Here is a 21,910-nt window from a genome sequence, read left to right as displayed (position 1 = left end):
GTTTCGACAAATATACTGAAATCAGGTGTTGACTTTATTCCATCGAACCAGTTAACTAGTACGCAAGTTCACATGAAGAAGGTATCTGAGATGAAAGCAACATTTGTTCTGCACGGTTGGTGGCGCACTTCCTGATTTCGGGCAGTGTCTTACGTCTGCAATATGCAACCAGATACCCGGCCCGCCAAATGAGCGGGCTTTTTTTTGAACAAAATTAATGAGAATAACGATGCAAACTCAAAAACCGACACTCGAACTGCTTGCCTGCGATGCCGCCTACCGTGAGAATCCGACGGCGCTGTTTCATCAAGTGTGTGGCGCACGTCCAGCAACACTGCTGCTGGAATCTGCAGATATCGACAGCAAAGACGATCTGAAGAGCCTGCTGCTGGTCGACAGCGCATTACGCATTACCGCTCTCGGTGACACTGTCACTATTCAGGCATTGTCCGCAAACGGCGCATCGCTGCTGTCGCTGCTGGATGCTGCCCTGCCCGCTGGCGTTGAGAACGAACAACAGCCGAATGGTCGTCATCTGCGATTCCCTGCCGTCAGCCCACTGCTCGATGAAGACGCCCGCTTATGCTCCCTGTCCGTATTTGATGCATTCCGTTTATTGCAGGAGCTGGTTAATGTTCCAGCGCAAGAACGTGAAGCAATGTTCTTCGGCGGTCTGTTTTCTTACGATCTGGTTGCGGGTTTTGAAGAGTTGCCACAGCTTGAAGCGGGCAACCGTTGCCCTGACTACTGCTTCTATCTGGCAGAAACGCTGATGGTTATCGACCACCAGAAAAAAAGCACCCGTATTCAGGCCAGTATTTTTACCCCCAATGATGCGGAAAAACAGCGTCTTAATGCTCGTCTGGCGCAATTGAGCCAGCAGCTTACCGAGCCTGCGCCGCCGTTGCCGGTCACTGAAGTCCCGCAGATGCGCTGCGAGTGCAATCAGAGCGATGAAGAGTTTGGCGCCGTAGTTCGTGGCATGCAAAAAGCGATTCGCGCGGGCGAAATTTTCCAGGTGGTGCCATCCCGCCGTTTCTCGCTGCCCTGCCCATCTCCGCTGGCGGCCTACTATGTGCTGAAGAAAAGTAACCCCAGCCCATACATGTTTTTCATGCAAGACAACGAGTTCACGCTGTTTGGCGCCTCCCCGGAAAGCTCGCTGAAATACGATGCCACCAGCCGCCAGATTGAGATCTACCCGATTGCTGGTACTCGCCCGCGCGGTCGTCGTGCGGACGGTTCGCTTGATCGCGATCTCGACAGCCGTATCGAGCTGGAGATGCGTACCGACCATAAAGAGCTTTCTGAGCACCTGATGCTGGTTGACCTTGCGCGTAACGACCTGGCGCGCATCTGTACGCCTGGCAGCCGCTATGTTGCTGACCTCACCAAAGTCGATCGTTACTCCTTCGTTATGCACCTGGTTTCGCGCGTGGTCGGCGAATTGCGTAGCGATCTGGATGTGCTGCACGCTTACCGCGCCTGTATGAATATGGGCACGTTAAGCGGAGCGCCAAAAGTTCGCGCCATGCAGCTTATCGCCGAGGCCGAGGGTCGTCGCCGTGGCAGCTACGGCGGTGCGGTAGGTTACTTCACGGCGCATGGCGATCTGGATACCTGTATTGTCATTCGCTCCGCCCTCGTGGAAGACGGTATTGCCACCGTACAAGCCGGTGCCGGGATTGTTCTGGATTCTGTACCGCAGTCTGAAGCCGATGAAACCCGTAATAAAGCGCGCGCGGTTCTGCGTGCTATCGCTACCGCGCACCACGCACAGGAGACCTTCTAATGGCTGACATTCTGCTGCTTGATAACATCGATTCTTTTACCTATAACCTGGCGGATCAACTGCGTACTAATGGTCACAACGTGGTGATTTACCGCAACCATATTCCGGCCCAGACGTTGATTGACCGCTTAGCAACCATGAAAAATCCGGTGCTGATGCTCTCTCCAGGCCCAGGTGCGCCAAGCGAGGCAGGTTGCATGCCGGAGCTGTTAACCCGTTTGCGCGGCAAGCTGCCAATCATCGGTATTTGTCTGGGACACCAGGCCATTGTTGAAGCCTATGGTGGATATGTGGGTCAGGCCGGAGAGATCCTTCACGGCAAAGCGTCCAGCATTGAACACGACGGTCAGGCGATGTTTTCTGGTCTGGCGAATCCGCTGCCGGTGGCACGCTATCATTCGCTGGTTGGCAGCAACGTACCTGCTGGATTGACCATTAACGCCCACTTTAACGGCATGGTGATGGCGGTACGTCACGATACCGATCGCGTCTGCGGCTTCCAGTTCCATCCGGAATCAATTCTGACCACCCAGGGCGCGCGTTTGCTGGAACAAACGCTGGCCTGGGCGCAACAGAAGCTTGAACAAACCAATACGCTGCAACCCATTCTGGAGAAACTGTATCAGGCCCAGACGCTGTCCCAGCAGGAAAGTCACCAGCTGTTTTCCGCAGTCGTTCGCGGTGAACTGAAGCCGGAACAACTGGCTGCGGCGCTGGTGAGCATGAAAATTCGTGGCGAACACCCGAATGAAATTGCCGGTGCGGCAACCGCGCTGCTGGAAAACGCCGCCCCGTTCCCGCGCCCTGATTATCTGTTTACCGATATTGTCGGTACCGGCGGCGACGGCAGCAACAGCATCAATATTTCTACCGCCAGCGCCTTTGTTGCGGCGGCTTGCGGACTGAAAGTTGCCAAACACGGCAACCGCAGTGTCTCCAGCAAGTCTGGCTCTTCGGATCTGTTAGCGGCATTTGGCATCAATCTGGATATGAACGCTGATAAATCCCGTCAGGCGCTAGACGACCTCGGGGTGTGCTTCTTGTTTGCGCCGAAATATCACACCGGTTTTCGCCATGCCATGCCGGTACGCCAGCAGCTGAAAACCCGCACGCTGTTTAACGTGCTCGGCCCGTTGATTAACCCAGCGCATCCGCCGCTGGCGCTGATCGGCGTTTACAGCCCGGAACTGGTGCTACCGATTGCTGAAACGCTGCGCGTGCTGGGATATCAACGAGCAGCCGTGGTGCACAGTGGTGGCATGGACGAAGTTTCGCTGCATGCGCCGACCATTGTGGCAGAGCTGCACGATGGGGAAATCAAGAGTTATCAACTGACGGCAGAAGACTTTGGTCTGACGCCTTATCACCAGGAACAGCTGGCTGGCGGCACGCCGGAAGAAAACCGTGACATTCTTAGTCGCTTGTTACAAGGTAAAGGTGAAGCCGCTCATGAAGCTGCTGTTGCCGCGAATGTCGCCATGTTAATGCGCCTGCACGGTGAAGAAGATTTAAAAGCCAATGCGCAAACCGTGATTAATGTACTGCGTAGCGGTGCGGCCTATGACCGCGTCACTGCACTGGCAGCAAGAGGGTAAATGATGCAAACCGTTTTAGCGAAAATTGTCGCAGACAAGGCGATTTGGGTAGAAGCCCGCAAACAGCAACAACCGCTGGCCAGCTTTCAAAATGATGTTCAGCCTGGCTCACGTGATTTCTACGATGCGCTGCAAGGTGCACGCACCGCCTTTATTCTGGAATGCAAAAAAGCATCTCCATCAAAAGGCGTGATCCGTGATGACTTCGACCCGGCACAGATTGCGAGCATCTATAAACATTATGCTTCCGCGATCTCCGTACTGACCGATGAGAAGTATTTCCAGGGGAGCTTTGATTTCCTGCCTATCGTCAGCCGCATCGCACCGCAGCCGATTCTGTGTAAGGACTTTATTATCGATCCTTACCAGATTTACCTGGCGCGTTTCTACCAGGCGGACGCCTGTTTGCTGATGCTGTCGGTGCTCGATGATGAGCAATATCGTCAACTCGCCGCCGTCGCCCACAGCCTGAAAATGGGCGTACTGACCGAAGTCAGTAACGAAGAAGAGCTGGAGCGTGCTATCGCACTGGGCGCCAAAGTCGTTGGTATCAACAACCGTGACTTACGCGATCTGTCGATTGATCTGAATCGCACCCGTCAACTGGCACCGCGACTGGGTCATGGTGTGACCGTCATCAGCGAGTCCGGCATCAATACTTACGGTCAGGTGCGCGAGCTCAGCCACTTCGCTAACGGTTTTCTGATTGGCTCCGCGCTGATGTCGCATGCTGATCTGCACGCCGCCGTGCGACGCGTACTGCTCGGCGAGAATAAAGTCTGCGGTTTAACCCGGGCTCAGGATGCAAATGCGGCATATGAAGCGGGCGCCATTTACGGCGGCTTGATTTTTGTCCCCACATCACCGCGCGCGGTCAACGTAGCACAGGCGCGAGAGGTCATGACCGGCGCGCCGCTGCAATACGTCGGGGTGTTTCGCAACTCAGATATTACCGACGTGAGCGCAACAGCGGCGGAGCTGGGACTAACTGCCGTGCAACTGCACGGTAACGAAGACCAGTCCTATGTTGACGCCCTGCGCGACTTACTGCCCGCACAGGTGCAAATCTGGAAGGCACTCAGCGTCAGCGAAACGTTGCCAGCCCGTGATTATCAGCATGTCGATAAATACGTCTTCGACAACGGCCAGGGCGGCAGCGGTCAACGCTTCGACTGGTCACTTTTAGGCGGACAATCGCTGGATAACGTTTTACTGGCTGGCGGACTCGGCGCAGATAACTGCGTTGACGCGGCAAAAACCGGCTGTGCCGGTCTCGATTTCAATTCTGGCGTAGAGTCACAGCCGGGCATCAAAGATGCACGTCTTCTGGCTTCGGTCTTTCAGACGCTGCGCGCATATTAAGGAAAAGGACATGACAACATTACTCAATCCGTACTTTGGTGAATTTGGCGGTATGTATGTGCCACAGATTCTGATGCCTGCCCTGCGCCAGCTGGAAGAAGCTTTTGTCAGCGCACAAAAGGATCCTGAATTTCAGGCGCAGTTTACAGATCTGCTGAAAAACTATGCGGGTCGCCCAACCGCACTGACCAAGTGCCAGAACATTACTCAAGGCACCAACACGACGCTGTATCTCAAGCGCGAAGATTTACTGCACGGCGGCGCGCACAAAACCAACCAGGTGCTGGGTCAGGCGTTGTTGGCGAAGCGCATGGGTAAAACGGAAATCATCGCCGAAACAGGCGCGGGTCAGCACGGTGTTGCATCTGCTCTCGCCAGCGCACTGCTGGGGTTGAAATGCCGTATTTACATGGGCGCGAAAGATGTTGAACGTCAGTCGCCTAACGTTTTCCGTATGCGTTTGATGGGCGCTGAAGTTATCCCCGTTCACAGCGGTTCCGCAACGCTGAAAGATGCCTGTAACGAAGCGCTTCGCGACTGGTCTGGTAGCTACGATACCGCGCACTACATGCTCGGTACGGCGGCTGGTCCGCACCCCTTCCCGACTATTGTGCGTGAGTTCCAGCGCATGATCGGTGAAGAAACCAAGGCGCAGATTCTGGAAAAAGAAGGCCGTCTGCCGGACGCCGTTATCGCCTGCGTGGGCGGCGGTTCTAACGCCATCGGTATGTTCGCCGATTTTATTAATGAAACCAGCGTCGGTCTGATTGGCGTAGAGCCAGGCGGTCACGGGATTGAGTCTGGAGAACACGGCGCGCCCTTGAAGCATGGTCGTGTCGGGATATACTTCGGCATGAAGTCCCCAATGATGCAGACTGAAGAAGGACAGATTGAAGAGTCTTACTCTATTTCTGCAGGGCTGGATTTCCCATCGGTCGGGCCACAGCATGCATACCTGAACAGCATTGGTCGCGCCGATTATGTTTCAATCACCGATGATGAAGCACTGGAAGCCTTCAAAACGCTGTGTCTGCACGAGGGAATTATCCCGGCACTGGAGTCCTCCCATGCCCTGGCGCACGCGTTGAAAATGATGCGTGAGAATCCAGAAAAAGAGCAGTTGCTGGTGGTTAATCTCTCCGGTCGCGGCGACAAAGACATTTTCACCGTACACGATATTTTGAAAGCGCGAGGGGAAATCTGATGGAACGTTACGAAAACCTGTTTGCACAGCTGAAGGACCGCAAAGAAGGCGCTTTTGTCCCCTTCGTAACCCTGGGCGATCCGTCTGTTGAGCAGTCACTGAAAATCATTGATACGCTGATTGAAGCCGGTGCCGACGCGCTTGAACTCGGCATTCCGTTCTCCGATCCGCTGGCAGATGGCCCAACTATTCAGGAAGCCACCCTGCGTGCGTTTGCCGCCGGCGTTACACCGTCGCAATGCTTTGAAATGCTGGCGCTGATTCGCCAGAAGCATCCGACGATTCCCATTGGGTTGCTGATGTATGCCAACCTGATCTTCAGCAAGGGCATTGACGAGTTTTACACCCAGTGCGAAAAAGTGGGTGTGGATTCTGTATTAGTGGCCGATGTTCCCGTTGAAGAGTCTGCACCATTCAGAACCGCAGCGCTTCGCCACAACATCGCGCCGATTTTCATCTGCCCGCCGAACGCTGATGAAGAACTGCTACGCCAGATTGCCTCTTATGGTCGTGGCTACACTTATCTGCTTTCACGTGCAGGTGTAACCGGTGCCGAAAATCGTGCAGCATTACCGCTGCATCATCTGGTTGAAAAGCTTAAAGAATATGGTGCGCCACCTTCTTTACAGGGCTTTGGTATTTCTGCGCCTGAACAGGTCGCTGGTGCTATTGAAGCCGGTGCTGCCGGTGCAATTTCCGGCTCGGCAATTGTGAAAATCATTGAGAAAAATGTTGCGGCACCGGAACAGATGCTGGCTGAGCTGAAAGCGTTTGTCAGCACGATGAAAGCCGCCACCCACCAATAAGCTAAATCAACCGCCAGAAATTTCTGGCGGTTTTATCCTTCTTTCGTGTGCTTCATTCTATACATAGCGCTATCCGCATTCTGAATGGCCACATCAAGTTCACCATTCACCTCTGCAATCCCCCACGATACTGACAATGGCACGGTATGGCCATCCACCACAAACACATGGCTGGTCACCTGCCCACTAATACGTTGCGCGATTGCTATAGCGTCAGTTGCCTGCGATCGAAACAGCAGGATCATAAATTCATCCCCGCCGGTACGAATCACAATATCGTGACTGGTGCGGGTGTTTGACAGCATCCTGTTGGCGATAATTTGCAGTGCACGATCGCCTGCCGCGTGGCCCCAGGTGTCATTGACGGCCTTGAACTTATTACAGTCAAGTAGCACCACCGAGCAGTGTGATAAATCCCGACGCTTGATGATGTCGAGAATTCGGCGGTTAAAACAACCGGTCAGGGTATCAATATAAACCTTGAGGTCACTTTCGTTCAGCCATGATTTTAACGAGAAGCTGATCATGATGAAGAAAAACGGCGCCAGCAGAATCACGATACCTGCATGCGTATCGCGCGTCATAAAACGACCTAATGATAACGAATAGTGCAGCGCATATTTCTCTGAAAAATTGCGCACCATAAAGCGTGATTGACCGGTACATTTACCGGATAAGCAAAGACTCTCATTGTTGGTCAAATTAACCAATTCTACGTTCAATTCTGGTGGAATTTGGTAGTCAAATGCCTGGGCTAACGCTTCCTGCAATTCGGACTTTGAATGGTCATAGACCAGATAAGCCACGATTTGGTCTGATATCTCCTCACCGGAAAGGTCGTAGATATAGCTCACCACGCTGTAAGCTTTTTCACCGGTAATTTTATCGGTATAGAAATTCGTTGAGCTGAGGGCTTTATTTTTGACGTTTTTTTGCAGAAGCCGGGTATAGAAATCGACGGGGGGATAGAAAAATTGCGTGATATCCCGCGCCATTTCAGAATTAGAGAAACTGAAACTGCGAGAATCAGAAGCCATAAACCAGTAAAAATAATCTGAGTTTTTGGCGATAATATAACGATGTGCATCAAAACTGCCCGGGTTTAGCTCATTGACCATACCGCGAATAAACTCCGCCGCCGTATACATACACAGCGCGTTGTGATCAGTTTGCTGGGCAACCATTGTCCCCGTTGCCGAATGCAGCCGCTTTGGGTCGGCGTTAATTCCCCATTCATTCTCATCCCGGGGGGCGAATTGTGAAATATCACCGCATTGATCACCCGTTTTGATATGGTGGTAGCGCTCGCCAATCGCATCGGCGATCAGCTCGTTATCGTTAAAAATGTCCATCATGCGCGCTTGCAGGCGGTTAACACCTTCGCTGGCAGCGGCCATTCGCTGTTCATAAATAATAAACAGAAACAACGACGTAAATATCAACGTAATGAGCCCTGATACCAGCAGTGCCTGCCTGTTTCTGAGCTTATCCTGCACAATCTTCACGAGTCCACCCTGATAGTTAACAGTATTGCCAAATCGGTTACCCGTTTATGTTGTTGCATAACAGCGTTGTACGTTGATAGAGAATGTTCGCCACCCCGATGCAGGTAAGTTGATGTAGCCCGCAGCCGCGCGCTTAGGTTACAGTTTTATACAATAAAAGCACATAATTGTTAACATAAACGCAAACTAATCATCACCTTCAATAGGATACCCTGCCCGTCGAATGGCCTCGCGGCAGTCGTTTACGCCTGCGGCATAGCCCGCCTCAATCTCACAAACCGGACTGGCGCTGCAATAAGGTAGTGTAACTGGAGTCGCAATAAGTTTCTCCAGCGCCTCAATTTTATCCATGTAAAGCAATAACTCACGTGCAGCACTTACGGCAAACGCTGCCGTTTGATCTTCGGAGAACGGTTCCAGAAGTGCGATTTTTTGCTGTAGCAGATGGCGGGTCAACATCATTAGCAATACCCTGAAGTTGGTTTGCTTAAAGAGTAGCACTACATCAGAGGGGAGAAAGGTAGGATGGGATTGTTTAAACGATGAGTCTAGGTAAGGATATTGTCTGAAAACGGTAACAGACAGCTCCGTGCGAATCTCTGGCGAAGATCAGATATTTTTAGTTGATGACGATGGAGAATATCCGAGTTTGTAATAATAGTGCACTCATTGTTTCCATACTGTCTGAGACTGTCAATCGTTAGACTACTCTGAGCGTGAAGCGGACCATAATTTCTGATGTAAAGCTTCACTGATAATGTCGGGACAGTGATGAGTGAGAAACTCACGTTGTGCTTACACCAGGATTATCTGGAATGATGGAGTTAACATCTCAATTGTTCATAGCGGCGCTGAGTGGATGCAGGATATCGCGGGGCATATTGGACGTATAACGTTTATCGCGTACCTAAGAAGTTAAGACCAGAGGTTTTAATTATTACATTTTTAAGATAGTGGTTTTTATCTGTTTTTTAGAATTGCCATATCTGGCCAGACATTCTTATCCATAACAACTTTATGAGTTAAAAAAATCTGCCATAATGACAGATTCTTTTAATCTATCATTAGAGATTAGCAACGTTATGATATACTTTTTGAACATCATCGTCATCTTCAAGGGCATCAACAAGCCCTGCAAAGACTTCTAAATCTTCTGGTGAAAGTTCAATTTCTGATTGAGCAATCATCTCTAATTCTGTGGTAGAGAATTCAGTAATCCCTGCGGCTTTTAAAGCTGCAATGCCTTTGTGAAGATCTGTAGATTCTGTATAAATAACGATGTTTCCTTCTTCTTCGGTTACATCACGAACATCTACTTCAGCATTAAGCAAAATTTCAAAAATGTGGTCAGGATCTGTCCCTTCAAATACAATCACTCCGGTATTGTCAAACATATAGCTGACAGAACCAGCCGCTCCGATATTCCCGCCTTTTTTATTAAAAATTGAGCGGACATTAGCAATCGTACGGTTAACATTTGAAGTCAATGTTTCAGCGATAATCAGTGAGCCACTGGGACCAAAGCCTTCATAACGCCCTTGCACGAACGTTTCATCACTGCCGCCTTTGGCTTTATCAATGGCTTTATCAATAACGTGTTTTGGAACCTGCGCTTGTTTAGCACGTTCAATAACGAATTTTAAAGATGTATTTAATTCTGGGTCTGGTTCGCCTTGTTTAGCAGCAGCATAAATTTCGACACCGAATTTTGCATATACATTAGACGTTGCACCGTCTTTAGCTGTTTTTTTAGCAACAATATTTGCCCACTTACGTCCCACTGGAATGATCTCCTCAAAAATTCATTTACATGGCCGACAGTTAAATAACCTAGCATTGCATTATATCATGACGTATAAATCCTCGTCTATTAAAAATAAAAATATACGAATTTTACGATATGTTACTTTAATTTTATCAATAGTTAACATTATGGATAAATTATCCCCAGGGAATCCTCTGGTTCTTTTTTGTTCTTAATAAATGGTCCGCAGCATTAATGCATAAGAGAAGAGAAATAAAAGTGATATTCCAGACAACTAAAGTTACCACTGCACTGCTTACAGAGCGCTACCGATCCTCGTACGCAGCCCTTTATTGATTGTGCTTTTTCTCATTGGCTTGCGTGGATCATGGTCAGTCTACTTGGGGGAACTCTACAGAAAGGTATTAGCCAGTTGACAATCCAGCCATCTGACTATATTCCCCACGAAATCGAACATTCCATGCGGATATCCATTGATAAGAAGCGTGCACTTCTGACCGTCTTCTGACCAGCCGATTTTAATGTCAGAAGGAATATGGCCGTCTGAAATATCCTCGACATTGTAAATATGCACTGCATCCTGAATCGGGTTTCCTTCAACGGACTCATCGAGCGTGTAGAAATAACCGGTCTGGCCATCGTCTTCAAATACGGCAGCCAGCATACCCTCAGGAGCCTGGCTTTTTATCACCTGCGCTTCTCCAACAATGGGCTGAGCCCATATCGTCATACTGATTACTCTCCTTTCCCTGGTTATTTGATTAGGCCGCTTCCTAACTGACAAGCAATTTACTATTGCATCCCTGCAATGAACTAAACCTATGATCTGCGCCCATTTTGTTGACTCACGCTTGCTTTAAAGCTGTCTGGTACAAAACAGCCCCATAAAACCGTTTCAAAAGACCTCCTCCAGTATTTTGGGTTGATAGCCGCTAGCATTTTTTACGCTGCCATCCCAGCGTTGCGTTGCGTTGCGTTGCCCATCAGGGCGCTTCAAAAAGCACAAGAAAACTAGATTAGTGCAGCTATCGATGCTAGTTAATTTATGGTTGATGTGTTCTTTGGCAAGAGGGTCTGCGGGGTGGTATGAAAAAGAGTTCTTTGGTTTATGTGCTGTGTTTTGTCGGTGGATGTATGGACTGCATCAGTTTTTTATTGCTATTCCATACGCTGCTGGGTTTGATGACGTTTAATACCATGTACGGTTTGATCGGTTTTTTCAACCCCGAGCCTGGTATTAAGATTGGTCTGCACCTTTATCTGGTGGCATTTTTCATCGTGTCCGTTTTTCTGCTGAAACTGTTGCATGAAAAAGCCAGTGTAAGAAAAGCCATTGCCAACGAGACCTATATTCGCATCCAGGTCGGCCTGATTATTATTTACGCTATCGCTGGCAGTTACACGCTCAGGCATGGGTTATTAACCCCAGATGGATGGCAGTCGTTCCTGATCGTCAGCCTCGGGATGCTGCCTGTTTATCTGCAGAACTATGTTATAAATCATAACCACAAATCACAGACCGGTACGGTACTCATGACCGGTAACTACGTCAGTATGATCAGTAGTTTTGTGAACTGGCTAACCCAGAAAAACAGTGCACCTGAGCACAAAGGCACGGTAACGCATTATCTTAAAGTACATGGTAGTTTTTGCTGTGGTGTGGTGCTGATGGCTATTCTGTCTCGCTGGGTCGATTTTCTGGGCCTATTAATTCCCGCCGCGCTGCTCATGTTTCATAGCATGATGTTTAACAACAAAATAGTTGTTGGGGATAACCTGAAATAACCTGCCTATTATTTAGTCCCGGTGTCGCGTTTCTCGACCGGCTACGATTTTCACTAAAATTTACTGCCCGATTTGCTCCACTTAATTGCCGGAATTTCCCGCTATCATTCAAAGCGCAGGGAAAGGTCTTCAAACTGACCAAATGTCTGTTCTTTCAGGGCAGATTCAGCTATCAGTGGGCAACAAACGCTATCAACCAAGCTCTGTCTCATAAGTCTCAGAAGTGATGTATTTCCTGGCACAGAGCGGGCAAACTAACTGAGTTGAAGACCCGGACGTGACGTTATCGTTCGGTATTACGCGATCAATGGGAGCGTATTAATTTCAGCAAGCAACCAGCATTTAAAGCTTTCCAGCGCAGCCTCATTTATTCCCGTTTCCGTCGGTTTTACTAAACAAAATCTTTTGTTCAGCCTGTCTGAAGCTGGCCAGGGCGAAGCAAGCAGGCCGCAGTTCAATTCATTCTCGACATACATGCGTGGTACCAATGCTACACCTTGTCCCGCCATAACGGCAGCGATGGCCATTTCATGAAGATCGTACCGTACTCCCTGAGCCGGATTCTCGAGAAGTATCCCACTTTCCCGGGCATAGTGATGCCAGGCATCAGGGTTTTGTCGACGGTGAACCCGCGGCAGTTCGTTTAACTGTTTAGTGACGTCATTACTGGTTAGCAGTGCAGGATGACAAACAGGCACCAGATTTTCCTGAAACAGAAATTGCGTACGCATTCCTGCCCATGCAGGATGTTCAAAATGAATGACGGCGTCAAAGCCACTTCCAGGCAAAATGAAAGGGTCAGTTCTGGCCGCAATATTTAACGTTATATCTGGGAATAAAGAGGTAAAACCGTTAAGGCGAGGAATAAGCCAACGGCTGGAAAAGGTTGGCAGGACGGCGATATCCAGACTTTTACTGCCCTCTGGCATTCCCATAATGTACTGCGTATCTCTTTCGAGCCTGTCGAGCGTTTCACGTACGTGATGAGCATAGCGCGCGCCGACTGGGTTGAGCTTTACCCTGCTTCCCACACGATCGAACAATTTACAGTTCAGCAAAGATTCAAGCCGAGCAATCTGACGGCTAATAGCCCCTTCCGTTAACGATAATTCCTCTGCAGCGCGGGCAAAATTACCGTGCCTTGCAGCAGCATCAAAAGCCTGAAGTGACGTACTACTGGGTATTTTTCTGCGCATGAAACCTGTTCCCTGCTCTGAGCCTGTAGTCAGTTTTCATTGACTTAATGTCACTAATTCGTGACTTATTTTCGATTTAAAGCCGTATAACTAGCTTGTAGCATGATGAAAAATCATTGAGCAACTGTTTTTGCTTGCATCTATGACTCATGTGGAGATGAACTGATGTGGTATACCGTGGAATGTTCGTATAACGATTCTGAAAGCGAGGCAGAATGGAATGCCTTTTACAACCAGCAAAAATTGCCCGCATTGATATCTGTTACTGGATTCGCTACATCTCAACGCTTTCGTGCCGTCACATCCGGCTGCCCTGTTTACCTTGCAATTCATACTGTTAAAGATGCGGATACTCTCAGCAGTGATGATTACTGTTTAAAAGGAGGTGGTAATTTCGCTCGTTGGCAGGGCTGCATTACTGACTGGCATCGTAACCTGTATGAAGCTGAAGACCTTGCTCCAGACATATCTTCTGATGAAATTCTGCTATTGAGCTCAACGCCAATAAACTTTTTAGATACAGAAATGGGATACCGTGGGCTGGAAATATTTGCGGTGGGGCTGGATAAATCTCCTGAATATCGCGTTGTCTATGTTTTGCCTGTTGAGATTAGCACGCTAATCATGAATATACCCAGAGTGTACCTCTACGAGCCTCTTACACCGCAGTTGCAGAGTGCTTTAAAAGGGAAGCCAAAATATCATGCCTAATCTGATCTTTTATATTTCTGAAAATCACTCTGACAAGTTCAAAAACCTTAACAATTTTACCCATAGATGCAGTGACCTCTGTTGTGACATCCTTGGCGCAGAACTTAAAAACGTTCATATCATTTTTATCAATGTAAATTCAGGATGCTGGCAACCGGTCTATGCCGAACTCTTTTATCGTCTGACAACATTACGAACGCAGGAGGTGATGGAAAACTTTATTCGTGAACTGGATTTCGCTACTCACCAGGACACGTATTCGCTGCTTCGGATACCCAGCAGAACACATATTCGCCCGCAACTAATCCCGAGGTATTGATGAGCCATTCACTTCCGTTCCGACAGATTGGAGATTTTCAAATAACGGCGCTGAATGACGGTACGATGTCAGCCAGCCTGGATTTACTGTCAGGCATTGAAAAAACTGATGCGGATGTCATTCAAAATGACGCCGGGCTCGATGAGCCCGGCGATATTAATATAAACTGCTACCTTATCCGCGGTAAGGGTCGGGTCATTTTGATCGACGCTGGCACAGGGCCGCTAAGCAATAAAGCGGGTCATCTCAACATAAACCTTGCAGCAGCGGGGGTCAGTCCTGACGAGGTCGATACTGTTCTATTGACGCACTGCCATCCGGATCATATTGGCGGCCTGCTGGATCCTGAAAAACAGCCAGTTTTTCAGCACGCTGAAATTATGCTTCATCCTCTTGAAGCGCAACACTGGCAGGATGATGAAAAACTCAAAATGGATAATGAGCGCGGGCAACGTAATTTTTGGCTGGTCCGCCAAATGTTACACGCTTATGCGCGAAACCTGCATTTTTTGGACGGGGGTAACATTGTAGAAGGTATTCTCCCAGTATGGTTACCGGGCCATACGCCCGGGCATACAGGGTTTCGCATTGATGCGGATGATAAATACTTATTAATATGGGGAGACATCGTCCATTATCCTCATATTCAGTCAGCGCACCCGAATGTTTCTATTTTATTCGACACCGATCCTGCTCAGGCCGAGGAAACAAGGAAGAAAATTATGGAAGAAGCTGTCAGCAAAAAAATGCTCATTGCAGGTATGCACCTAGGCCAAGCAGGGTTTGCCAATATTCTCAGGGCGGGTAGTGGATACCGCATTTCATTCTCTGAGAATTGAACGAATATGCCCGACGGGCTTGTTATTGATCAGCATCATTCAATGTCATCATTGTCCGCTCTTGGCACTAAGCGGACAAAGATATCTGATGAAACGCATCAAACCTATGAAGATTAGAATATCTTGCGGTGTTACTTGCTGACAGCCTCTCTCTTCATCGTTCTCTTCTTCTGGAAACCTTGTCCAACGAAATAGAGCGCCCATTCCTTCTATGAACAGCGTTCTTTAGCTGAAATAATATTCAGGGGCAAGGAACGACATACAAATTCTGATAGGCCATAGCAGCTAAGTAATGACCGAGCACGACAACGACATGCGTGGGAAAAAATGGAAAAAAAACTGGTCGTTTGATGACCAGTTTTGCAGAAGCGTTTTACAGTAAAAATTAGAAACGATAACCCGCAGAGAACATAAACACCCACGGATCGAGGCGTACACTGTCTCGCTGCTGGACGCCACCCATTTTATAGCTTGCGGTGGTATCGATATCCATGTACCAGACCGACATGTTAATCAGCCAGTCGCGGTTAATCAGATAGTCCATACCGACTTGCCCTGCTGCCCCCCAGGAATCTTTCAGACTCAGGTCCGATAACCCTGTTTCTTTACCGTTATCGTTAAAGCCTTCATCGAAGAAGGTCGTGTAGTTCACCCCAACACCTACGTACGGACGCAGTTTACTGCTGGAGTCACCGAAGTACCACTGCGCCATTAACGTCGGCGGTAAATGATGTACGGTGGCAATATCACCCGTTGCAGCAGTGCCGATTTTATGGCGGAACGGCGTAGCTGCCAGTAATTCAACACCGATATTGTCGGTTGCCATGTAGGTAAATGTCAGACCCAACTGCGTGTTATTGCTGACATCAAAGCCACCTAAGCTGCCCAGCGTACCACCTGCACCTTCCGTCGGCCTGACGGTGGCAGAACCCGCACGAATAAAGAATTCTCCAGCTTCATGCGCAAATGCGTTACCAGAGAGAAGAGTTGTTAAAGCCAATGCTGCAACTGTTAATTTTTTCATGTCCGCTCCATCGTTATGGTTATAAAAGCGGAACGAATATACCCACATTGGAGTAATAAGTGATCTAACATGGATCACATTGACTTTGATAATTTAACATTTATTGATCCAGATTAAGTTAGAACTTGCATTCAAAATCCTGGTTAAATTAATTCAGATCAATTTTGATATATTTTCAATGTGCAAGTACCTCCAGCTCATTGCTGATGGTTGATGGATATCTGCGCGTGATGCGCAGATAACAAACAGCGTTCATGCACGACGCTGAAGTCATAGCCAAAAATTACTGCAGCTTTACAAAGATATGCTTTTCCATACATCGCGCGATGCTGCCACTGTAGAGTTATCCAGGGTACAATTGCCCGCAAATGAACACCTGCAAAACTCAAGGAGAGTGCATGTCTATCACGGCGAAATCCGTTTACCGTGACACGGGAAACTTTTTCCGTAATCAATTCATTACCATCTTGCTGGTATCGTTGTTGTGCGCGTTTATCACAGTGGTGTTAGGGCATGCCTTTTCCCCCACTGACGCACAAATTGCGCAACTCAGTGAAGGCGATCAGTTAACCAGCAGCGTGGGGCTGTTCGATCTGGTGCAAAACATGACCCCGGAGCAACAGCAAATTTTGCTACGCGCATCCGCAGCGTCGACGTTTTCCGGTCTGATTGGTAATGCCATCCTCGCCGGGGGGGTCATCCTGATGATTCAGCTGATTTCAGCAGGTCATCGCGTCAGCGCGTTACGTGCCATCGGCGCCAGTGCGCCAGTGTTACCGAAGCTGTTTATTCTGATTTTTCTGACTACTCTGCTGGTGCAAATCGGTATTATGCTGGTTGTTGTACCCGGTATTCTGCTGGCGATCCTGCTGGCACTCGCACCGGTGATGTTGGTACAGGACAAAATGGGTGTCTTTGCCGCGATGCGCAACAGTATGCGTCTGGCGTGGTCCAATATGCGACTGGTTGCGCCGGCAGTGATCGGTTGGTTGCTGGCAAAAACGCTGCTGTTGCTTTTTGCGCCAAGTTTTGCAGTACTTACGCCGAATGTAGGCGCGGTATTGGCGAATACGCTGAGCAATATGATCTCCGCCGTGTTGCTGATCTATTTGTTCCGCCTGTACATGCTGATTCGCCAATAAACCCTGAACGCATTCCGGGCTTGTACCCGGTGCTTTTGATGACGGAATCGAAGAATGAAGCAGTTTCTTGATTTTTTACCGCTGGTTGTCTTTTTTGCTTTTTATAAGCTTTACGACATCTATGCGGCGACCTCGGCGCTGATTGTCGCGACGGCTGTAGTGTTGATTTACAGCTGGGTTCGCTATCGCAAGGTCGAAAAGATGGCGTTAATCACCTTTGTCCTGGTGGCCGTATTTGGTGGCCTGACTATTTTTTTCCACAACGATGAATTCATTAAGTGGAAAGTAACGGTGATTTACGGGCTGTTTGCTGGTGCTCTGCTGGTTAGCCAGTGGGTGATGAAAAAGCCGCTGATTCAACGCATGTTAGGTAAAGAGCTGACCCTACCGCAGTCAGTGTGGTCGAAACTTAATTTAGCCTGGGCCGTCTTTTTCATCCTGTGTGGCCTGGCGAATATCTATATTGCATTTTGGCTACCGCAGAACATTTGGGTCAACTTCAAGGTGTTCGGTCTGACCGCCCTGACTTTATTCTTTACGCTGCTGAGTGGGGTCTATATTTACCGTCATCTGCCGCAAGAAGATAAATCATAATTCATGCTCGCCAGATCTGCGGATCTGGCGAATTTTTATCCCCTCGCGTTCCATTGTGCTGACAACCTGACTTACATCTGCTCTGCACGCCGCATCACCTCTGTTCTCAACGCACAAATTCTAGTAGCATCGCGCCTGTAATCTTTCTCTATAGTCGGTTCTACAATGACAACAACGAATAACACTCCCCAGGGTGAACTGGTTTTACGTACTCTGGCCATGCCTGCCGATACCAACGCGAACGGTGATATTTTTGGCGGCTGGCTGATGTCACAAATGGATATAGGTGGCGCGATTCAGGCCAAAGAGATCGCACATGGTCGTGTGGTAACGGTGCGAGTGGAAGGGATGAGCTTTTTGCGCCCGGTCGCCGTAGGTGATGTGGTGTGTTGCTATGCGCGCTGTGTGAAACGCGGGACAACCTCGATCAGCATCAATATTGAAGTTTGGGTGAAGAAGGTCGCTTCTGAACCTATTGGGCAGCGCTATAAGGCCACCGAAGCTCTGTTTATCTACGTTGCCGTTGATAAAGACGGGAAACCGCGTCCAATTCCCACGTTGGTCTGATAGCACACGTCAGTACTGCTATCCGGCAATCATCACTCTTGATCATTGCCGGACGGCCTGATGCTTACTCGATCTGCGTTGTGCCGTTTAATTTGAAAACAATATTCACCACAAGCCCGGAACCGGGTTTGCCTGCTTCATAACGCCATCTACGCATCGCATTTTTCACTTCACGCTCAAACATATTGGCAGGCTGTGCAGACAGGATCTCCACATTTTCAACCCGGCCATCCGGCGTTACGTTAAATTTGACCTTTACCCGGCCTTCAATGCGCAGCGCCTGAGCTCGCGCCGGATACTGAGGCTGATTACGGCTTAAAGCGCGTGGACCCGATGGCGCACTGACCACCGGTTTGCTGGTAGTTGCCGGCGCGGTATTGGTCATTGTGCGAGTAGGTGCCGTATTTTCCACTGGGGATGCCGGGCGCGGTTCTGCTGGTTTAACATCGCGTTTCGGTTGCTCTTCCACCTTTTTCACCGGTTTTGGCTTCGGTTTAGGCTTGGGCTTCGGTTTTTCAATCACCACCGGCGCCTCTTTTGGTGGCTCTGGAATCGGTTCAGGTTCCGGTTCAGGCTCGACAACGGGTTCCGGCGGCGGCTGAACGGCCTGAGGCGGTTCGAGATCGGCAGGCGCGACCATCGTGACAGAGATCGGCTGCGCTGGCGCAGGTAGTTCAATAACCTGATGTACCGAGGTATACAGCAAACCAGCCACTACGGCACCATGAATGCCGACAGACAGTAACGTTGGCCAGGGAAAGCGACGAGGTAAATCAAGGGTCATTGAAGTCATAATCGTTTCAGTAAAAAAACCAGGCCCTGATTTTAAATGCAAATAGCAATCATATTCAATAAGCCCGTGATGCTAACTGACATTTAAAACGCGATTTTATGATAAAAAACCACTTTCAGAGTATGGCCTTAACATATCAGTTATCTTTCCGTTGCAGTTGTTAGGCCTTTCCAATAACGTTATTAACGACTTTTACCGTTCAAGGAGCCCTACCCGTGTTGTATGTTATTTACGCTCAAGATATCGCAGACTCTCTCGAAAAACGTCTTTCCGTGCGCCCTGCTCATCTGGCTCGCCTGCAACTCCTTCATGACGAAGGTCGTTTGCTCACGGCGGGCCCCATGCCAGCAGTCGACAGTAACGATCCCGGTGCGGCGGGTTTTACCGGCTCGACGGTGATTGCCGAATTTGAATCTTTGGAGGCGGCACAGGCGTGGGCTGATGCCGATCCGTATGTTGCGGCGGGCGTTTATGCGCAGGTTTCAGTAAAACCTTACAAGAAAGTATTTTGACAAAACAAAAAGCCATTTTCATTTATAAAAATACTGAACAGTAAGCAAAATACATAGCCATTGAGGGCGCATTTAGGTGCACATTAGTCTAAACGCCCTCACTTCTCGTCTCTATGCATTAATTCAGCATATCAAAGCAATGATAAGTACCCTTATAAAAGGTAGCTACGACCGTTTATTAGCGTGTCATTGATTGTTTCTTACTCAACCTCAGTGTATTTTATTATCTGTCGAGATTAATTTGTCACAATGCAGACAGGCTGCGTTGTCACGATATACGGGATTTTAGTCAATTATGGCTTTTGATTCGTTCCGTCCCGCCTCTCCCTCTCCTAAAGCATTCCGCCATGATATCAATGGCCTGCGAGCATGGGCTGTATTAGCGGTCGTATTTTATCACTTTGGCGTACCTGGATTTAGCGGTGGCTTTATCGGCGTTGATGTTTTTTTTGTTATATCAGGTTTCCTGATGACCGCCATCATCGTGAACGGCCTTGAACGTGGCAATTTTTCATTATGGAGTTTCTATCTGGCACGTGCCAGACGAATTATTCCTGCCTTAATTGCATTATGTAGCACGTTACTTTTCTTGGGTTGGTTTTGGTTGCCCACCGCTGATTATCATGTGCTGGCAACCAATGCGATCACAGCGCTTACTTTTGTTTCCAATCTCAAGTTTTGGCGTGAAGCGGGTTATTTCGATATCACTTCCAGAGAAAACTGGTTGCTGCACACATGGTCTCTTTCGGTGGAGTGGCAATTTTACATTTTGTTGCCTGTTGGCTGCATTTTACTCTGGCGCTGGTTTGGCCGGCAGGGTGTTAAGTTTGCACTTATCGCCGCAGGCGTACTGTCATTAGCTCTATCAATTTACGTGAGCCCTCGACTCCCAGGTAGTGCGTTTTATCTACTCCCCACCCGCATTTGGGAATTATTAGCTGGAGGAGCTGTATGGTGGCTAACTCGTCGGCATTCTATGTCGCAACGCCCAGCCCGGATACTAGAGTTGGTGGGTTTTATTTTAATTGCCCTGTCAGTCACACTCCTGGATGCGACACGACCATGGCCGGGAAGTTATGCCGTGGTCCCTGTGCTGGGGACCATGCTGGTTCTTGCGGCTAATCGCCAGCGATCATTTTTTACATCTACGGCAATTTTTCGCCAGATAGGTGCCAGTTCTTATTCAATTTATCTGTGGCACTGGCCGCTTGCGGTGCTGCTCAGTTATGCCGACAAACATCACAATCCCTGGTGGATTGCTACTGGCATTGTAATGAGTGTGCTATTGGGAAAGATCTCTTTATTGCTCGTAGAGATTCCGACACGCAAACAGCTTGCGCTAACCCCTGCACGCAAACAGAGCTGGATACTATTACTGTTAATTTTGAGCACTGGTGGAATGGCCGCAGGGGCTCGTTATCAGCAAGTCGATGGCAGAATTAACCCGGCAATTGAATTAGCGATGATCCCGAAACTTGATTACGCAGTCCGATTTGAAAAATGTCTGCTCGCGCCGGGTAAAGGAAGCGAGTCTCCTATGTGCAGATATGGCAAAGGAGAGTTAACGGCCATTGTCCTGGGAGACAGTCATGCAAGCATGCTGGTTTCAGCTGTCGCAGAGGCTGCACCCGGTGCGGTTGTTGAGATGACCTATGCGAGCTGTCCGACAGTGTTAGGCATGAAACGAAGAGAAGATATTAATGATGACTGTAAACTATTTAATGATCGAGCTATTAATTTACTAAATAATGAATATAAAAATAAACTCGTCTTTATCGCCAACAGAAGTAGCCTCGCTATCCTGGGACAAAATGAAAAGGACGATTTTTTTAATATTCCTATGGGATTTTTTGATACACCGAATGAACACCCCAATCAGAATTTAACACAGCAGTTTAGCCAGCAACTCGTAAAAACTCTGTGTTCCATAGAGAATAGTCAGAGGGTATTTCTGGTCCGCCCTATTCCTGAAATGGCAGTCGATGTGCCTAATACAATGGCCAGGGCACTGATGTTTGGTAAGTCAGACAGTACAGTATCTATTTCTCTCGATGAATATTACCAGCGACAAACAGCCATTTGGGCAGCACAAGATGAGGCGGCCCTGCGCTGCGGCGTCAATATTCTCAATCCGTTACCCTATCTTTGCAAGGATGGGCGGTGTTGGGGAGATGCTGGTGGACGTCCACTTTACTCAGACAGTAACCACCTAAGTGCATTTGGCAGTACGCTTTTACTCCCCATGTTTCAACGCGCATTTAAACAAGCAGAACATACCGAGGCAACTAACGCCCTGCAACTTTGACGTTTGACCAGAAACATGGGGATCATATCCATTCGGATACTAATATTCACTCAAGTAAAAAAGCCGCAGATAGCGGCTTTAGTTGTTACTTTTT

21 protein-coding genes, 2 pseudogenes and 1 other annotated feature are annotated in these 21,910 nt (G+C 48.7%); of the genes and pseudogenes, 16 read left to right on the top strand and 7 right to left on the bottom strand.

Going from position 1 to position 21,910, the window contains the following annotated elements:
• Positions 1-90 precede the first annotated feature (90 nt).
• The 6 genes from trpL (at position 91) to trpA (ending at position 6,759) form a co-directional block, all read left to right on the top strand.
• A complete protein-coding gene (gene trpL, locus GHC22_RS24570) occupies positions 91-135 on the top strand; it encodes a trp operon leader peptide (protein WP_012905981.1) in 45 nt (14 codons plus the stop codon).
• Positions 112-206, top strand: a sequence feature (Trp leader region). Its footprint overlaps the gene before it by 24 nt.
• A gap of 23 nt (positions 207-229) precedes the next feature.
• Positions 230-1,792, top strand: a complete 1,563-nt coding sequence (locus tag GHC22_RS10915; RefSeq protein ID WP_071446270.1) for an anthranilate synthase component 1 — start codon at positions 230-232, stop codon at positions 1,790-1,792.
• On the top strand, positions 1,792-3,387 hold the full coding sequence (gene trpD, locus GHC22_RS10910) for a bifunctional anthranilate synthase glutamate amidotransferase component TrpG/anthranilate phosphoribosyltransferase TrpD (RefSeq protein WP_153752914.1): 1,596 nt from the start codon (positions 1,792-1,794) through the stop codon (positions 3,385-3,387). Before GHC22_RS10915 ends, trpD begins: the two co-directional genes overlap by 1 nt.
• Entirely contained in the window at positions 3,388-4,749 is a 1,362-nt protein-coding gene (trpCF, locus tag GHC22_RS10905; protein WP_225623043.1) for a bifunctional indole-3-glycerol-phosphate synthase TrpC/phosphoribosylanthranilate isomerase TrpF, read from the top strand.
• Between the two features lie 10 nt (positions 4,750-4,759).
• Positions 4,760-5,953 (top strand): tryptophan synthase subunit beta, encoded by a 1,194-nt coding sequence (trpB, locus tag GHC22_RS10900; RefSeq protein WP_003020645.1) that lies wholly within the window; start codon positions 4,760-4,762, stop codon positions 5,951-5,953.
• Entirely contained in the window at positions 5,953-6,759 is an 807-nt protein-coding gene (gene trpA / locus GHC22_RS10895; protein ID WP_128611644.1) for a tryptophan synthase subunit alpha, read from the top strand. The genes trpB and trpA overlap by 1 nt, the downstream gene beginning before the upstream one ends.
• Positions 6,760-6,791: 32 nt before the next feature.
• Here trpA and GHC22_RS10890 read toward each other — a convergent pair whose 3' ends face one another.
• From GHC22_RS10890 to GHC22_RS10875, 4 genes are all read right to left on the bottom strand, one after another.
• Positions 6,792-8,264, bottom strand: coding sequence for a GGDEF domain-containing protein (locus GHC22_RS10890; RefSeq protein WP_153752913.1), 1,473 nt, complete (start codon positions 8,262-8,264; stop codon positions 6,792-6,794).
• Between the two features lie 186 nt (positions 8,265-8,450).
• Positions 8,451-8,726, bottom strand: a complete 276-nt coding sequence (locus GHC22_RS10885) for a hypothetical protein (protein WP_103285304.1) — start codon at positions 8,724-8,726, stop codon at positions 8,451-8,453.
• 602 nt (positions 8,727-9,328) lie between these two features.
• A complete protein-coding gene (locus GHC22_RS10880; protein WP_003020658.1) occupies positions 9,329-10,045 on the bottom strand; it encodes a YebC/PmpR family DNA-binding transcriptional regulator in 717 nt (238 codons plus the stop codon).
• 375 nt (positions 10,046-10,420) lie between these two features.
• Positions 10,421-10,759: a DUF2251 domain-containing protein gene (locus tag GHC22_RS10875; RefSeq protein WP_153752912.1), complete on the bottom strand. Its 339-nt coding sequence runs from the start codon at positions 10,757-10,759 to the stop codon at positions 10,421-10,423.
• Positions 10,760-11,115: 356 nt separating this feature from the next.
• On the opposite strand from GHC22_RS10875, the gene GHC22_RS10870 reads away from it, so the two are divergent.
• On the top strand, positions 11,116-11,814 hold the full coding sequence (locus tag GHC22_RS10870) for a DUF1275 family protein (RefSeq protein WP_153752910.1): 699 nt from the start codon (positions 11,116-11,118) through the stop codon (positions 11,812-11,814).
• Between the two features lie 296 nt (positions 11,815-12,110).
• Here GHC22_RS10870 and GHC22_RS10865 read toward each other — a convergent pair whose 3' ends face one another.
• A complete protein-coding gene (locus GHC22_RS10865; protein ID WP_153752908.1) occupies positions 12,111-13,010 on the bottom strand; it encodes a LysR substrate-binding domain-containing protein in 900 nt (299 codons plus the stop codon).
• A gap of 165 nt (positions 13,011-13,175) precedes the next feature.
• On the opposite strand from GHC22_RS10865, the gene GHC22_RS10860 reads away from it, so the two are divergent.
• The 3 genes and pseudogenes from GHC22_RS10860 to GHC22_RS10850 all read left to right on the top strand — a co-directional run bounded on the left by GHC22_RS10860 (position 13,176) and on the right by GHC22_RS10850 (position 14,879).
• The gene (locus GHC22_RS10860) at positions 13,176-13,721 is read left to right on the top strand and encodes a sugar ABC transporter (protein ID WP_153752906.1); all 546 of its coding nucleotides are present in this window, start codon (positions 13,176-13,178) and stop codon (positions 13,719-13,721) included.
• Positions 13,714-14,026: pseudogene (locus GHC22_RS24880) on the top strand (hypothetical protein). Before GHC22_RS10860 ends, GHC22_RS24880 begins: the two are co-directional and overlap by 8 nt.
• A 13-nt stretch (positions 14,027-14,039) precedes the next feature.
• On the top strand, positions 14,040-14,879 hold the full coding sequence (locus GHC22_RS10850) for an MBL fold metallo-hydrolase (RefSeq protein WP_153752904.1): 840 nt from the start codon (positions 14,040-14,042) through the stop codon (positions 14,877-14,879).
• Positions 14,880-15,264: 385 nt separating this feature from the next.
• Here the strand turns inward: GHC22_RS10850 and ompW are convergent, their stop codons facing one another.
• The gene (gene ompW, locus GHC22_RS10845; RefSeq protein ID WP_003833354.1) at positions 15,265-15,903 is read right to left on the bottom strand and encodes an outer membrane protein OmpW; all 639 of its coding nucleotides are present in this window, start codon (positions 15,901-15,903) and stop codon (positions 15,265-15,267) included.
• A gap of 292 nt (positions 15,904-16,195) precedes the next feature.
• Between ompW and GHC22_RS24665 the strand changes: the two are divergent.
• The 4 genes and pseudogenes from GHC22_RS24665 to yciA form a co-directional block, all read left to right on the top strand.
• Positions 16,196-16,273: pseudogene (locus GHC22_RS24665) on the top strand (YkgJ family cysteine cluster protein); the annotation flags it as partial.
• Between the two features lie 28 nt (positions 16,274-16,301).
• On the top strand, positions 16,302-17,045 hold the full coding sequence (locus tag GHC22_RS10840) for a YciC family protein (protein WP_003020663.1): 744 nt from the start codon (positions 16,302-16,304) through the stop codon (positions 17,043-17,045).
• 54 nt (positions 17,046-17,099) lie between these two features.
• On the top strand, positions 17,100-17,639 hold the full coding sequence (locus GHC22_RS10835; protein ID WP_048235264.1) for a septation protein A: 540 nt from the start codon (positions 17,100-17,102) through the stop codon (positions 17,637-17,639).
• A gap of 165 nt (positions 17,640-17,804) precedes the next feature.
• Entirely contained in the window at positions 17,805-18,206 is a 402-nt protein-coding gene (yciA, locus tag GHC22_RS10830; RefSeq protein ID WP_008784945.1) for an acyl-CoA thioester hydrolase YciA, read from the top strand.
• Between the two features lie 64 nt (positions 18,207-18,270).
• Here the strand turns inward: yciA and tonB are convergent, their stop codons facing one another.
• On the bottom strand, positions 18,271-18,999 hold the full coding sequence (tonB, locus tag GHC22_RS10825) for a TonB system transport protein TonB (RefSeq protein ID WP_170974248.1): 729 nt from the start codon (positions 18,997-18,999) through the stop codon (positions 18,271-18,273).
• A gap of 215 nt (positions 19,000-19,214) precedes the next feature.
• Here tonB and GHC22_RS10820 point away from each other — a divergent pair, with 215 nt between their 5' ends.
• Both GHC22_RS10820 and GHC22_RS10815 read left to right on the top strand, forming a co-directional pair.
• Positions 19,215-19,511, top strand: coding sequence for a YciI family protein (locus GHC22_RS10820; protein ID WP_048211485.1), 297 nt, complete (start codon positions 19,215-19,217; stop codon positions 19,509-19,511).
• A gap of 295 nt (positions 19,512-19,806) precedes the next feature.
• A complete protein-coding gene (locus tag GHC22_RS10815) occupies positions 19,807-21,816 on the top strand; it encodes an acyltransferase family protein (RefSeq protein WP_153752902.1) in 2,010 nt (669 codons plus the stop codon).
• Positions 21,817-21,910 lie beyond the last annotated feature (94 nt).

It is taken from the genome of Citrobacter sp. H12-3-2, assembly GCF_009649895.1.
Lineage (GTDB): Bacteria > Pseudomonadota > Gammaproteobacteria > Enterobacterales > Enterobacteriaceae > Citrobacter > Citrobacter portucalensis.
This window is presented reverse-complemented; position numbering and strand designations above follow the sequence as displayed.

What these genes read in the sequence shown, in the direction of transcription:
- GHC22_RS10840 (WP_003020663.1), top strand. Translation starts at nt 16,302, where the DNA reads ATGTCTATCACGGCGAAATCCGTTTACCGTGACACGGGAAACTTTTTC.
- trpD (WP_153752914.1), top strand. Translation starts at nt 1,792, where the DNA reads ATGGCTGACATTCTGCTGCTTGATAACATCGATTCTTTTACCTATAAC.
- tonB (WP_170974248.1), bottom strand. Translation starts at nt 18,999, where the DNA reads ATGACTTCAATGACCCTTGATTTACCTCGTCGCTTTCCCTGGCCAACG.
- GHC22_RS10865 (WP_153752908.1), bottom strand. Translation starts at nt 13,010, where the DNA reads ATGCGCAGAAAAATACCCAGTAGTACGTCACTTCAGGCTTTTGATGCT.
- GHC22_RS10885 (WP_103285304.1), bottom strand. Translation starts at nt 8,726, where the DNA reads ATGATGTTGACCCGCCATCTGCTACAGCAAAAAATCGCACTTCTGGAA.
- GHC22_RS10870 (WP_153752910.1), top strand. Translation starts at nt 11,116, where the DNA reads ATGAAAAAGAGTTCTTTGGTTTATGTGCTGTGTTTTGTCGGTGGATGT.
- GHC22_RS10875 (WP_153752912.1), bottom strand. Translation starts at nt 10,759, where the DNA reads ATGACGATATGGGCTCAGCCCATTGTTGGAGAAGCGCAGGTGATAAAA.
- trpB (WP_003020645.1), top strand. Translation starts at nt 4,760, where the DNA reads ATGACAACATTACTCAATCCGTACTTTGGTGAATTTGGCGGTATGTAT.
- GHC22_RS10860 (WP_153752906.1), top strand. Translation starts at nt 13,176, where the DNA reads ATGTGGTATACCGTGGAATGTTCGTATAACGATTCTGAAAGCGAGGCA.
- GHC22_RS10835 (WP_048235264.1), top strand. Translation starts at nt 17,100, where the DNA reads ATGAAGCAGTTTCTTGATTTTTTACCGCTGGTTGTCTTTTTTGCTTTT.
- GHC22_RS10850 (WP_153752904.1), top strand. Translation starts at nt 14,040, where the DNA reads ATGAGCCATTCACTTCCGTTCCGACAGATTGGAGATTTTCAAATAACG.
- yciA (WP_008784945.1), top strand. Translation starts at nt 17,805, where the DNA reads ATGACAACAACGAATAACACTCCCCAGGGTGAACTGGTTTTACGTACT.
- GHC22_RS10915 (WP_071446270.1), top strand. Translation starts at nt 230, where the DNA reads ATGCAAACTCAAAAACCGACACTCGAACTGCTTGCCTGCGATGCCGCC.
- trpCF (WP_225623043.1), top strand. Translation starts at nt 3,388, where the DNA reads ATGATGCAAACCGTTTTAGCGAAAATTGTCGCAGACAAGGCGATTTGG.
- trpA (WP_128611644.1), top strand. Translation starts at nt 5,953, where the DNA reads ATGGAACGTTACGAAAACCTGTTTGCACAGCTGAAGGACCGCAAAGAA.
- ompW (WP_003833354.1), bottom strand. Translation starts at nt 15,903, where the DNA reads ATGAAAAAATTAACAGTTGCAGCATTGGCTTTAACAACTCTTCTCTCT.
- GHC22_RS10815 (WP_153752902.1), top strand. Translation starts at nt 19,807, where the DNA reads ATGGCTTTTGATTCGTTCCGTCCCGCCTCTCCCTCTCCTAAAGCATTC.